This window comes from Mesorhizobium sp. (assembly GCF_041661565.1).
In the GTDB taxonomy this organism is placed as follows: domain Bacteria; phylum Pseudomonadota; class Alphaproteobacteria; order Rhizobiales; family Rhizobiaceae; genus Mesorhizobium.
The window spans coordinates 1-11,789 of the sequence record NZ_JBAZUD010000147.1; the positions used below are offsets into that span (position 1 = coordinate 1).

Here is an 11,789-nt window from a genome sequence, read left to right on the forward strand (position 1 = left end):
TCAGCAGTTCGAAGCTGCAGGAGCTGGTGATCACCGATTCCATCCAGCCGACGCAAGGCGTGCTCGACGCACCCAACATCCGCGTCATCTCGATCGGCGATCTGATGGGCGAAGCCATCTCGCGCACGGCCACCGAGGAATCGGTGTCGAGCCTGTTCGACTAGACTCCGGACGGCAGCAATCTGGTTCCGCTTTCGGCCGCTGGCCGACGCGGGCTTTCGCCGCTGTCGCGCGCGCCGCGCATATAGCCGCGCGGTGAAGTTCCCAGCATGCGCTTGAACATGGTGATGAAGGCCGGCACGCTGTCATAGCCGAGGTCGAGCGCAACCCGTGTGATCGGTTCGCCGTCTGCCAGCCTGGGCAAGGCCGCGAACAGGCAGGCCTGCTGGCGCCAGGTCGACAGCGACAGGCCGGTTTGGCGATGGAAGGCGCGGGTGAAGGAACGGCGGCTCATGCCGGCGGCATCAGCCCATTCGTCGATCGTCGCGCGCGGCGAAGGCGCGGCGACGAAGCGCCGGCACAGCGCGGCAAGCCTCTGGTCGGACGGGAACGGCAGGCCGAGCGGCCGTTCCGGCAAGGTCGGGATTTCATGCAGCAGGAGATTCATGATCAGCCCGCCTCGCCCCTGCAATTCGCCGCCCTGCGGCAGCTTTTCGGATTCCACGATCAGGCTGTGCATCAGGTCGGTGACGCCGACCACACGCAGCCCTTCAGGCAGGCCGGGAATCGCCTGCGGCATGACATAGACCGAACGCATCGAGACATCGCCCAGCATTTCGACCGAATGCTCGGTGCCGGCCGGGATCCACATCGCGTGATCGGGCGGCACCATCCAGCGCCCGTGCCGCGTCGTCACCAGCACGACACCGACCAGCGCGTGCAGCAACTGGCTGCGGCTGTGGCGATGTCGCGGAACGTGGTAGCCGTCCGGATATTCGGTCGGCAAGGCCACCGCCGGTCCGGCCACCTGTTCCAGCCACTGCCAGCGACGCTCGTGCATCTGCTCGAGATCGCCGTTGCCGGCGTGAAAGATTTCCCTGCCATGCGGCATCGTGTATGGCCCACTTGCGAAACTATTGGACCAAACCACGAAAGAAGTCGCCCGGCAAGCAGCCTATAAGGCAGCCGTCACTTTGGGCGACGCGCAAGCCCCGCCAAGGTGCCCCGCGGGTTGCCCGCCAGGAAGACGACGGAGCCTGCCTTGACCGATACGACAGCCACCAGCATCGCACCGCCCGCGATCGCCAGCCATGCTTCAGCCCAGGCGACGGCCTTCACCGTCATCCTGGCGGTGAGCTTTTGCCACTGCATCAACGACATCATGCAGTCTCTGCTATCGGCCATCTACCCGCTGCTGAAAGAGAATTACGGCCTTGATTTCTGGCAGATCGGCCTGCTGACCTTCACCTTCCAGGTGACGGCATCGCTGCTGCAGCCGGTCATCGGCATGATCACCGACAAGAAGCCGATGCCCTATTCCCTGCCCTATGGCATGGCGTCGTCCCTGATCGGCCTGATCGTGCTGGCCTATGCCGGGCACTATGCGCTGCTGCTGATCGGCGCCTCGCTGATCGGCATCGGCTCGGCGATCTTCCATCCGGAATCCTCGCGCATCGCCCGCTTTGCGTCCGGCGGCCGGTTCGGGCTGGCGCAGTCGCTGTTCCAGGTCGGCGGCAATTTCGGCCAGTCCATGGGGCCGCTGCTGGCCGCCTTCATCGTCGTGCCGTTCGGCCAGACGAGCATCTCCTGGTTCGCCGTCGGCTCGCTGATCGGCATCGTCGTCTTGTGGCGGGTCGGCGGCTGGTACAGCCGGCTGCGCGCCGCGCAGGCCAACCACAAGGCGGCAAGTTTCGTCTCGCCCTTCCCGCGGCGCAAGGTGATGAATGCCCTGATCGTGCTGACCCTCCTGGTGCTGAGCAAGAACGCCTACATCGCCAGCCTCGCCAGCTACTACACCTTCTATTCGATCCATAAGTTCGGCGTTTCGGTCCAGATGTCGCAGATCATGCTGTTCCTGTTCCTCGGCGCCTCGGCGCTCGGCATCCTGCTCGGCGGTCCGTTCGGCGACCGCTACGGACAGAAGGCAATGATCTGGTTCTCGATCGTCGGCGTGCTGCCCTTCACGCTGGCGCTGCCCTACGCCAACATGGAATGGACGATGGTGCTGACGGTGCTGATCGGGCTGATCCTGTCATCGGCCTTCTCCAACATCGTCGTCTTCGCCCAGGAACTGGTGCCGGGCCGCGTCGGCATGATCGCCGGCATCTTCTTCGGCTTCGCCTTCGGCATGGGCGGCATCGCCGCCGCCGTGCTCGGCGTCGTCGCCGACATGAAGGGCATCGATTTCGTCTTCCAGATCTGCTCGTACCTCCCGTTCCTGGGCCTGCTGACGGTGTTCCTGCCGAACATGAAGGAAGCCCGGAAGGCTCCGGCAGCCGCCTAGATTCGGCTGCCCCAGTCCTGATACAAAAAACGCACCCGCCAGCCGACGGGTGCGTCTTTAGCTGCCGTTCCCGGCAATTTACGCCTTGAAGAAGGCCAGCAGGTCGGCGTTGATGACATCGGCATGGGTTGTGGCCATGCCATGCGGGAAACCCTTGTAGACCTTCAGCTCGCCCCTCTTGAGCAGCTTGATCGACAGCAGCGCCGAGTCGGCGATCGGCACGATCTGGTCGTCGTCGCCATGCATGACCAGCACCGGCACGTCGATTGCCTTCAGGTCTTCGGTGAAGTCGGTCTCCGAGAAGGCCTTGATGCAATCATAGTGCGCCTTGGTGCCGCCCATCATGCCCTGGCGCCACCAATTGTCGACGACGCCCTGCGAGACCTCGGCGCCCGGACGGTTGAAGCCGTAGAACGGACCCGACGGCACATCGCGGAAGAACTGCGCGCGGTTGGCAGCCTGGGCGGAGCGGAAGCCGTCGAACACTTCCAGCGGCAGGCCGCCGGGATTGGCCGGCGTCTTGAGCATGATCGGCGGCACCGCGCCGATCAGCACCGCCTTGGCGACACGGCCGCCTGCGCCATACTTCGCGACATAGCGGGCAACTTCGCCGCCGCCGGTCGAATGGCCGACATGGATGGCATCCCTGAGATCCAGATGAGCGGCGAGTTCCGCCACGTCGGCAGCATAGGTGTCCATCTCGTTGCCGATATCTGTCTGGGTCGAACGGCCGTGGCCGCGCCGGTCATGGGCGATGACACGGTAGCCCTGCGCCAGGAAGAACAGCATCTGGGCATCCCAGTCGTCGCTGCTCAACGGCCAACCATGATGGAAGACGATGGGCTGACCGGTTCCCCAGTCCTTGTAGTAGATCTCGGTTCCGTCCTTGGTGGTGATGGTGCCGCTGCCGGAGGCGGGCTTGGATCGCGAAGTCTGGTTCATCTCAGTCTCCATTAATTTGTTGATCGCGATAAACAATATCGCGATACTCATAAAACTAGCGTGGATCGACCGCCCTGTCCATGGAAATATGTATCGCGATAACTATTTTTGGTGGTACACACGCGATGCTCAGTCGGCAAAAGGAATGCGCCTTGCCTCTCCCGTTGGACAACCAGATCTGCTTCACACTCTACGCCACCAGCATGGCGATCAACCGCGCCTACAAGCCGATGCTGGACGAGATGGGCGTCACCTATCCGCAATATCTCGTGCTCAATGCCCTGGCGGAGACCGACGGCCTCTCGGTCGGCGGCATCGCGCACAGGCTCGCCCTGGAATCGAGCACGGTGACGCCCCTGGTAAAGCGCATGGAGCAGGCCGGGCTGGTCACCCGCCAGCGCAGCCAGGTCGACGAGCGCCAGGTACAGGTCGACCTGACCAGGGCCGGTCGCGCCCTGCTTGAGCAATGCAACTGCCTCAACGAGGCGCTGATCGAACGCTCCGGCATGACGCTGGCCGAGCTCGACAGGCTGAACCGGCAGATCCAGGGCCTGCGCGATGCGCTGACCGGGGATCGGGCGTAGCGGACCTGTCCGGACATGCGCATGCCCCTTCCCGCCACAGCTTGCACCGCCAGCCGCCTTCCGCTATAGAGCCGCCACCCGCGTAGACACCCTTGGAGGCAACGCGGCGGAAGGCCGCCTCACCCGGCGGCTTTCGACGTTTACGGTCCAGGCAATTTGCCCGCCGCGAACGCTCCAGAACAAACCGAAAGGAAATGCCATGAGCCACGACACTTACGAGCTCAAGGCCGAAGCGCGCGAACAGGTCGGTAAGGGGTCCGCCCGTGCAGTTCGTCGCAACGGTAAAGTGCCTGCAGTAATCTACGGTGACAAGCAGCCTCCCCTGGCTATCTCGCTCACCTACAAGGACATCTACTACAAGATCCATGGCGGCGGGTTCCTGACCACGATCGCCACGATCGATGTCGACGGCAAGAAGATCCAGGTCCTGCCGAAGGACTTCCAGCTCGACCCGGTCAAGGATTTCCCTGTCCATGTCGACTTTCTGCGCATCGGCAAGGACACCGAGGTCAATGTCAACGTGCCTGTCCACTTCATCAACGAGGACAAGTCGCCTGGCATCAAGCGCGGCGGCGTGCTCAACATCGTGCGTCACGAAGTCGAGTTCCACTGCCCGGCCAATGCGATCCCGGAATTCATCACCATCGATCTCACCGGCACCAATATCGGCGACTCGATCCACATTTCGGCGGTCAAGCTGCCGGCCGGCGTGAAGCCCGTCATCTCCGACCGCGACTTCACCGTCGCAACCATTGCCGGTTCGTCGGCGATGAAGCCGGAGACCGAAGAGACGGTTGAAGCGGCTGCACCCGAAGCGGCTCCCGCCGCAGAAGAGAAGTAATTTCATTCCGCCTGGAGCTGGCGATGCTGCTGTTTGCAGGACTCGGCAATCCGGGCGTGAAGTATGCCAGCAACCGGCACAATGTCGGCTTCATGGCGGCGGACGCAATCGCCCGCCGCCATTCCTTTTCGCCCTGGTCGAAGAAATTCCAGGGCCTGATCGCCGAGGGCACTCTTGCCGGCGAAAAGCTTGTCCTGATCAAGCCGCAGACCTTCATGAACAATTCCGGCCAGTCGGTCGGCGAAGCGCTGCGCTTCTACAAGCTCGACCCGTCCGCGCTCACCGTCTTCTATGACGAGATAGACCTCGCGGAAGGCAAGCTGCGCATCAAGACCGGCGGCGGCGCCGGCGGCCACAACGGCATCCGCTCGATCGACGGCCATGTCGGCAACGCCTATCGCCGCGTGCGCATCGGCGTCGGCCATCCCGGTGTCAGGGAAATGGTCCAGCACCATGTGCTGGGCGACTTCGACAAGGTCGACCGCGAATGGCTCGACCCTCTGCTCGAAGCCATTGCAGACAACGCCGCCATGATCGTCAAGGGCGACGAGTCCGGCTTCATGAACAAGGCCACCCTCGCCGTCCAGGGCAAGGCCGGCGCGGAGCCGGAAAAGCCGTCACAAAAGCAGCAGGCTGCGAAGCAGCAGAGCCACATCCGCCAGGCCCGTCCGCAGCAAGCGCCCGCCAAACTGCCGGACTCCGGTCCGATGGCCGCCATGCTGAAGAAGCTGTTCGGCGGCAAGGACTGAGCAGGATCGGCGCCCCGGGGCTTGACGTTGATCACCCCTATCGCCCATAGCCCTGATCAAATCTCGATTTCCCGATAGGACCAGACACAATGGGTTTCAAATGCGGCATCGTTGGCTTGCCCAACGTCGGCAAGTCGACGCTCTTCAACGCGTTGACCAGGACGGCGGCGGCGCAGGCCGCCAACTATCCGTTCTGCACCATCGAACCGAATACCGGCGAGGTGGCGGTGCCGGACCCGCGCCTGCAGAAGATCGCGGCGATCGGCAAGTCGAAGGAGATCATTCCGACCCGCATCTCCTTCGTCGACATTGCCGGCCTGGTGCGCGGCGCCTCGAAGGGCGAAGGCCTGGGCAACCAGTTCCTTGCCAACATCCGCGAGGTTGACGCCATTGTGCATGTGCTGCGCTGTTTCGAGGACGACGACATCACCCATGTCGAAGGCCGCATCGATCCCGTCGCCGATGCCGAGACGGTCGAGACCGAGCTGATGCTGGCCGACCTCGACAGCCTGGAGCGCCGCATCGTGCAGATCCGCAAGCGCGCCGCCAGCAAGGACAAGGAAGCGACCACCGTACTGCCGATGATGGAGGCGGCCCTTGAACTGCTGCAGGCCGGCAAGCCGACCCGCGTCCTGCTCAACGGCATCTCGGCGGAGGATCTGGGCATTCTCCAGGGGCTGAACCTGCTGACCTCCCATCCGGTGCTCTATGTCTGCAACGTCGCCGAGGCCGACGCCGCGACCGGCAACGAGCACACCAGGGCGGTGGAAAAGATGGCCGCCGCGCAAGGCGCCCGCACCGTCGTCATCTCGGCCGCGATCGAGGCCGAGGTCGCGCAGCTCAGCGACGAGGAGGAGATGGAATTCCTGTCCTCGCTCGGCCTCGACGAGCCCGGCCTCAACAAGGTCATCCGCGCCGGCTACGAGCTGTTGCACCTCATCACCTACTTTACCGTGGGGCCGAAGGAGACGCGCGCCTGGACCGTGCACAAGGGCGACAAGGCACCGCAGGCGGCCGGCGTCATCCACACCGACTTCGAGCGCGGCTTCATCCGCGCGCAGACCATCGCCTACAACGACTTTGTCACGCTGGGCGGCGAAGTGGCGGCCAAGGAAGCCGGCAAGGCGCGCGACGAGGGCAAGGAATATGTCGTCCAGGACGGCGATATCATGCTGTTCAAGTTCAACACCTGAGGCTTCGCTCCGCCGGCGCTGGTCCTGACCCGGCGGCACCGCGGCACCCCCTTTGGCGGGCCGGGTGGCCTGCCTTGACCTTGTCGCATCACAGGTCTAATCGGCTCCTGCGACCGGAGCTTTCATCGAGAGTGCCCGGCCCGTGCCATCCGAAACACCGCGTCAATCCGAACGCACCTTCGGCCCCAGCAAGGGAGACCCGACGATGATCAAGGCCTTCGTCGTCGAAAATGAGCGCCTGCGCGCCGTCGACGATCTCCTGGCGAACAGCGACAGCATCGTCTGGGCCGACCTGCTCAATCCGACGAAGGAAGAGGAAGAGACGATCGAGACCTGGCTCGGCGTCGCTGTCCCGACGCGCGAGGAGATGGAGGAGATCGAGATCTCGAGCCGCCTCTATGTCGAGGACGGCGCCTACTTCATGACCGCCACCCTGCCTGCCCAGACCGATGTCGACGATCCCCTGATGTCGCCGGTCACCTTCGTGCTCGCCGGCGCCAGGCTGATCACCGTGCGCTACCATGAACCGAAAGCGTTCAAGACATTTCCGCAGCGCGCCGAGAAGGTGGCCACGGGCTGCACCAGCGGCGACACCATCCTCATCGGCCTGCTGGAGGCGATCGTCGACCGTCTCGCCGACATCCTCGAACGCGCCGGGCGCGACATCGAGGCGATTTCGCGCGACATCTTCGAGGCGCGCTCGACCAAGGTGTCCAAGCGCAACCGCGACTTCCAGGAATTGCTGAAGGCGATCGGACGCAAGGAGGATGTCGCCTCGTCGGTGCGCGACAGCCTGATCTCCCTGCAGCGCCTCGCCGGCTTCTTTGCCCACGCCTCGACCCGCACCAAGATGAGCAAGGACACCAAGGCCCGCATCAAGACGCTGTCGCGCGACGTGCTGTCGCTCGCCGACCACGCCACGTTCCTGTCGCAGAAGATCTCGTTCCTGCTCGACGCCACGCTGGGCATGATCTCGATCGAGCAGAACGCCATCATCAAGATCTTCTCCGTCGCCGCCGTCATCTTCCTTCCGCCGACGCTGGTCGCCTCGATCTACGGCATGAATTTCGACGTTATCCCGGAATTGAAATGGGAGTTCGGCTACCCCTTCGCCATTGCCATGATGGTGCTGTCGGCCATCCTGCCCTACTTGTATTTCCGCCGCCGTGGCTGGCTCTGAAGGACGCGCCGGAAGCCATGCCGGGCAGCCTGGCGCTACAGAAATCTCTTGACCAAAGAGCCCGGGGCCTGCATCCGGGATGCCCGATCCTCGGGATCGGGATTGCCGAGCCGGATGTCAGACCATGACCGCAAAAACCTGGGCCTATGAGGAGTTCGTCGAGGGCGCATCGATCGACCTCGGCACCAAGCTGGTGTCGGCGGACGAAATCGTCGAATTCGCCAGCGAGTTCGACCCGCAGCCGATGCATCTCGACGAGGAGGCCGGCAAGGCCAGCATTCTCGGCGGACTGTCGGCCTCGGGCTGGCACACCTGCGCCATGTTCATGCGCATGCTGTGCGATGCCTTCCTGCTGGACTCGACCTGCCAGGGCGCCCCCGGCGTCGACCTGGTCAAATGGAAGAAACCCGTGCTGGCCGGCGACACGCTTGCCGGCAGCGTCGTCGTCCTTGCCAGCCGCCTGTCGAGGTCGAAGCCGCAGCTGGGCTTGGTGACCTTGCGCGGCGAGCTCGTCAACCAGCGCGGCGAAAGCGTCTTCGAACTCGAGAACTCGATCATGTTCCTCACCCGCGACGCCGCGGAGCGCGCGGCATGACGTTGGACGAGTTCTTCGCCATCGGCACCACCGTCACGCTCGGCTCGTACACATTCGAGGCCGAGGCGATCAAGGCCTTCGCCCGCAAATACGATCCGCAAATCTTCCATATCGATGAGGAGGCGGCCAGGAAAAGCGTGCTGGGCGGGCTTTGCGCCTCCGGCTGGCACACCGCCGCCACCTGGATGAAACTCAATCTCGAAACCCGCATGGGCGCTGTGTGGAGCGGGCCGGGACCAGCGCCGGAATTCGGCCCCTCGCCAGGGTTCAAGAACCTGAAATGGCTGAAGCCGGTCTATGCCGGGCAAACCATCACCTTCACCCGCACCGCCCTGTCCCACCGCCCGATCGCCTCACGCCCCGGCTGGCGGCTGCTGACGCTGCGCTCCGAAGCGTTCGATTCGAGCGGCGACAAGGTGCTGGAATTCGAAAGCGCGGTGCTGGTCAAGGTCGAGTAGCGCCCCCCCTCCCTTCTCCCCTTGTGGGAAGAAGGTGGATCGGCGCGCAGCGCCGAGACGGTTGAGGGGTGTTCCAGCGGAGTGAGACGTTGGCGTTCCCTGGAACACCCCTCATCCGTCCGAGCTTCGCTCGGCCACCTTCTCCCGCAAGGGGAGAAGGGAAAAACCACTCAATGACCTTCGAAGCCAATCAGCGTCCGCACCGGCACGCCAAGCGCCTCGAGCTTGGCGCGCCCGCCGAGGTCCGGCAGATCGATGACAAAGCAGGCCGCGAGGATGTCGGCGCCGATCTGGCGCAGCAGCTTGACCGCCGCCTCGGCGGTGCCGCCGGTGGCGATCAGATCGTCGACCAGGATGACCTTTTCGCCCGGCAACACGCCATCCTTGTGCATTTCCATCTCATCCAGTCCGTATTCCAGGCTGTAGGCGACGCGCACCGTTTCATATGGCAGCTTGCCCTTCTTGCGGATCGGCACGAACCCGGCCGAAAGCTGGTGCGCCACGGCGCCGCCAAGGATGAAGCCGCGAGCCTCGATGCCAGCGATCTTGTCGATCTTCTGGCCGGCATAGGGATGCACCAGTTCGTCGATGGAACGGCGGAAGGCGCTTGCATTGCCGAGCAGCGTGGTGATGTCGCGAAACAGGATGCCGGGCCTGGGGTAGTCGGGAATGGTGCGGATCGAGGCCAGCAGCGTCTCTTCGAGCGAAGGTTTCATGATTGCCTACCTGAAACGGAGATTCGTGCGCGACAATTGTTCGACCGAGCTGCAGCCCATCAGCTTCATGCCGCGTTCGATCTCGACCCGCATCTGTTCGAGCGCCCGCTCGACGCCCGGCTGGCCCGCCGCCGCCAGCGGAAACAGATAGTAGCGCCCGACGCCGACGGCCTTGGCCCCCAGCGACAGCGCCTTGAGCACATGCGTGCCGCGTTGTACGCCGCCATCCATGATCACGTCGATCTTGTCGCCGACCGCGTCGACGATCTCGGCGAGCTGGTCGAAGGCCGCCCGCGAACCATCCAGTTGCCGGCCGCCATGATTGGACAGCACGATGCCGCTGCAGCCGATGTCGACGGCGCGTCTGGCATCCTCCACCGACATGATGCCCTTGAGGCAGAACGGACCCGACCACAGCTTGACCATGTCGGCGACATCGTCCCAGGTCATCGACGGGTCGAGCATCTCGGTGAAGTAGCGGCTGATCGACATCGTGCCGCCGCCCATGTCGACATGTTCGTCCAGTTGCGGCAGCCTGAACCCTTCGTGGGTGAAATAGTTCAGGGCCCAGGCCGGCTTGAGCGCGAACTGCGCCATTCCAGCCAGATTGAGCTTGAAGGGGATGGCGAACCCGGTGCGCTTGTCGCGCTCGCGGTTTCCGCCCGTGATGCTGTCCACCGTCAGCATCATCACCTCGACGCCAACCTGCTTTGCGCGCTGCATCATCGCCCGGTTGAGGCCGCGGTCCCTGTGGAAGTAGAACTGATAGACTTGCGGGCCGCTGCTGATCTTGCGCGCCTCCTCGAGGCTGACGGTGCCCAGCGAGGAGACGCCGAACATGGTCCCGAACTTGGCGGCGGCCTTGGCCACGGCGCGCTCGCCCTGATGGTGGAACAGGCGCTGCAAGGCGGTCGGCGAGCAATAGAACGGCATTGCCAGCTTCTGGCCCATCACCGTCACCGACATGTCGATATCGCTCACCCCGCGCAGCACGTTGGGGACGAGGTCGCAGGTCTCGAAGCTTTCGCTGTTGCGGCGATAGGTGACTTCATCATCCGCCGCGCCGTCGATGTAGTTGAAGATCGGCCCCGGCAGACGCCTCTGCGCCATGCGGCGGAAATCATGAAAATTGTGACAGTCGCTCAGCCGCATGATCGATTTCCAATGCCATGTCGGGGACGCCCTGTTGTCACCGTCCCGCGTGCAATACCAATCGCATGGCACCCTGCCAACGGACTTGTTCGACAGCCGGCGCCCGTGTTGGCGCAGATTTCAGGAAACGACGCAAAAAGGGCGCCTTTCGGCGCCCCCGCATTCGCTGCGTGCGCGGCTTAGTGCGCCACGCCTTCCCACACCTTGCGCTTGGTGAGGTAAAGCAGTGCGCCGAACAGCAGCAGGAACACCAGCACGCGGAAGCCGGTCTTCTTGCGCGCTTCCATGTGCGGCTCGGCCGCCCATGTCAGGAAAGCGGAAACGTCGCGGGCGTATTGGTCGACGGTCTGTGGCGCGCCGTCATCATAGGTCACCTGCCCGTCCGACAGCGGCTTGGGCATCTTCAGCGACACGCCCGACATGAAGTATGGGTTGTAGTGGGTGCCTTCCGGGATAACCATGCCCGCCGGCGGCGTCTCGTCATAGCCGGTCAGCAGCGAGTGGATGTAGTCGGGACCGCCCGCGTCGTACTGCGTGAAGATATCGAAGACGAATTGCGGAAAGCCGCGCTCGACGCCGCGCGCCTTGGCCAACAGCGACATGTCGGGCGGCGCGGCGCCGCCATTTGACGCCGCGGCGGCTTCCTCATTGGCGAATGGCGCCGGAAAATAGTCCGACGGCTTGCCGGGACGGTCGAACATGTCGCCGGCATCGTTGGGGCCGTCATGGATGGTGTACTCGGCCGCCAGCGTCTTGAGCTGCGCATCGGAATAGCCGAGGTCCGAGAGGGTGCGGAACGCCACCATATTCATCGAATGGCAGGCCGAGCAGACTTCCTTGTAAACCTTCAGGCCGCGCTGCAGCTGTCCCTTGTCGTAGGTTCCGAACGGGCCGGTGAAGCTCCAGCTCGTTTCCTTCGGCTCCTTGATCGGGAAA

At 63.9% G+C, this 11,789-nt stretch carries 13 protein-coding genes and 1 pseudogene; 9 read left to right on the forward strand and 5 right to left on the reverse strand.

The window, feature by feature from the left end:
• Positions 1 to 164 (forward strand): annotated as a pseudogene (locus tag WC739_RS21085) (phosphoribosylpyrophosphate synthetase); the annotation flags it as partial.
• On the opposite strand, the gene WC739_RS21090 reads toward WC739_RS21085, so the two are convergent.
• On the reverse strand, positions 161 to 1,051 hold the full coding sequence (locus tag WC739_RS21090) for a helix-turn-helix domain-containing protein (protein WP_372954940.1): 891 nt from the start codon (positions 1,049 to 1,051) through the stop codon (positions 161 to 163). The pseudogene WC739_RS21085 and the gene WC739_RS21090 sit on opposite strands and share 4 nt — an antisense overlap.
• 150 nt (positions 1,052 to 1,201) lie before the next feature.
• On the opposite strand from WC739_RS21090, the gene WC739_RS21095 reads away from it, so the two are divergent.
• On the forward strand, positions 1,202 to 2,443 hold the full coding sequence (locus tag WC739_RS21095; protein ID WP_372954941.1) for an MFS transporter: 1,242 nt from the start codon (positions 1,202 to 1,204) through the stop codon (positions 2,441 to 2,443).
• A gap of 78 nt (positions 2,444 to 2,521) precedes the next feature.
• Here the strand turns inward: WC739_RS21095 and WC739_RS21100 are convergent, their stop codons facing one another.
• Positions 2,522 to 3,385, reverse strand: coding sequence for an alpha/beta fold hydrolase (locus WC739_RS21100; protein ID WP_372954942.1), 864 nt, complete (start codon positions 3,383 to 3,385; stop codon positions 2,522 to 2,524).
• Positions 3,386 to 3,537: 152 nt separating this feature from the next.
• Between WC739_RS21100 and WC739_RS21105 the strand changes: the two genes are divergently transcribed.
• From WC739_RS21105 to WC739_RS21135, 7 genes are all read left to right on the forward strand, one after another.
• Positions 3,538 to 3,969 carry a MarR family winged helix-turn-helix transcriptional regulator gene (locus WC739_RS21105; RefSeq protein WP_372954943.1) on the forward strand — a complete coding sequence of 144 codons (432 nt, stop codon included), beginning with the start codon at positions 3,538 to 3,540 and terminating at the stop codon, positions 3,967 to 3,969.
• Positions 3,970 to 4,168: 199 nt separating this feature from the next.
• Complete coding sequence (locus WC739_RS21110; RefSeq protein WP_372954944.1) at positions 4,169 to 4,810, forward strand: 50S ribosomal protein L25/general stress protein Ctc; 642 nt, start codon at positions 4,169 to 4,171, stop codon at positions 4,808 to 4,810.
• Between the two features lie 23 nt (positions 4,811 to 4,833).
• Positions 4,834 to 5,559 carry an aminoacyl-tRNA hydrolase gene (pth, locus tag WC739_RS21115; protein ID WP_372954945.1) on the forward strand — a complete coding sequence of 242 codons (726 nt, stop codon included), beginning with the start codon at positions 4,834 to 4,836 and terminating at the stop codon, positions 5,557 to 5,559.
• An 89-nt stretch (positions 5,560 to 5,648) separates the two neighbouring features.
• Positions 5,649 to 6,752, forward strand: a complete 1,104-nt coding sequence (ychF, locus tag WC739_RS21120) for a redox-regulated ATPase YchF (protein ID WP_372954946.1) — start codon at positions 5,649 to 5,651, stop codon at positions 6,750 to 6,752.
• Positions 6,753 to 6,957: 205 nt separating this feature from the next.
• A complete protein-coding gene (gene corA / locus WC739_RS21125) occupies positions 6,958 to 7,932 on the forward strand; it encodes a magnesium/cobalt transporter CorA (RefSeq protein WP_372954947.1) in 975 nt (324 codons plus the stop codon).
• 124 nt (positions 7,933 to 8,056) lie between these two features.
• On the forward strand, positions 8,057 to 8,527 hold the full coding sequence (locus tag WC739_RS21130; RefSeq protein ID WP_372954948.1) for a MaoC family dehydratase: 471 nt from the start codon (positions 8,057 to 8,059) through the stop codon (positions 8,525 to 8,527).
• Positions 8,524 to 8,985: a MaoC family dehydratase gene (locus WC739_RS21135; protein WP_372954949.1), complete on the forward strand. Its 462-nt coding sequence runs from the start codon at positions 8,524 to 8,526 to the stop codon at positions 8,983 to 8,985. The genes WC739_RS21130 and WC739_RS21135 overlap by 4 nt, the downstream gene beginning before the upstream one ends.
• Before the next feature lie 170 nt (positions 8,986 to 9,155).
• Here WC739_RS21135 and WC739_RS21140 read toward each other — a convergent pair whose 3' ends face one another.
• The 3 genes from WC739_RS21140 to WC739_RS21150 all read right to left on the reverse strand — a co-directional run.
• Entirely contained in the window at positions 9,156 to 9,701 is a 546-nt protein-coding gene (locus WC739_RS21140) for an adenine phosphoribosyltransferase (RefSeq protein WP_372954950.1), read from the reverse strand.
• Positions 9,702 to 9,707: 6 nt separating this feature from the next.
• Positions 9,708 to 10,853, reverse strand: coding sequence for an alpha-hydroxy acid oxidase (locus WC739_RS21145; protein WP_372954951.1), 1,146 nt, complete (start codon positions 10,851 to 10,853; stop codon positions 9,708 to 9,710).
• Positions 10,854 to 11,032: 179 nt separating this feature from the next.
• On the reverse strand, positions 11,033 to 11,789 hold a 757-nt coding region (locus tag WC739_RS21150; protein WP_372954952.1), incomplete at its 5' end, for a cytochrome c1.

Coding starts and splice junctions, on each gene's coding strand:
- WC739_RS21145 (WP_372954951.1), bottom strand. CDS start 10,853: ATGCGGCTGAGCGACTGTCACAATTTTCATGATTTCCGCCGCATGGCG.
- corA (WP_372954947.1), top strand. CDS start 6,958: ATGATCAAGGCCTTCGTCGTCGAAAATGAGCGCCTGCGCGCCGTCGAC.
- WC739_RS21110 (WP_372954944.1), top strand. CDS start 4,169: ATGAGCCACGACACTTACGAGCTCAAGGCCGAAGCGCGCGAACAGGTC.
- ychF (WP_372954946.1), top strand. CDS start 5,649: ATGGGTTTCAAATGCGGCATCGTTGGCTTGCCCAACGTCGGCAAGTCG.
- WC739_RS21130 (WP_372954948.1), top strand. CDS start 8,057: ATGACCGCAAAAACCTGGGCCTATGAGGAGTTCGTCGAGGGCGCATCG.
- pth (WP_372954945.1), top strand. CDS start 4,834: ATGCTGCTGTTTGCAGGACTCGGCAATCCGGGCGTGAAGTATGCCAGC.
- WC739_RS21100 (WP_372954942.1), bottom strand. CDS start 3,385: ATGAACCAGACTTCGCGATCCAAGCCCGCCTCCGGCAGCGGCACCATC.
- WC739_RS21140 (WP_372954950.1), bottom strand. CDS start 9,701: ATGAAACCTTCGCTCGAAGAGACGCTGCTGGCCTCGATCCGCACCATT.
- WC739_RS21135 (WP_372954949.1), top strand. CDS start 8,524: ATGACGTTGGACGAGTTCTTCGCCATCGGCACCACCGTCACGCTCGGC.
- WC739_RS21090 (WP_372954940.1), bottom strand. CDS start 1,051: ATGCCGCATGGCAGGGAAATCTTTCACGCCGGCAACGGCGATCTCGAG.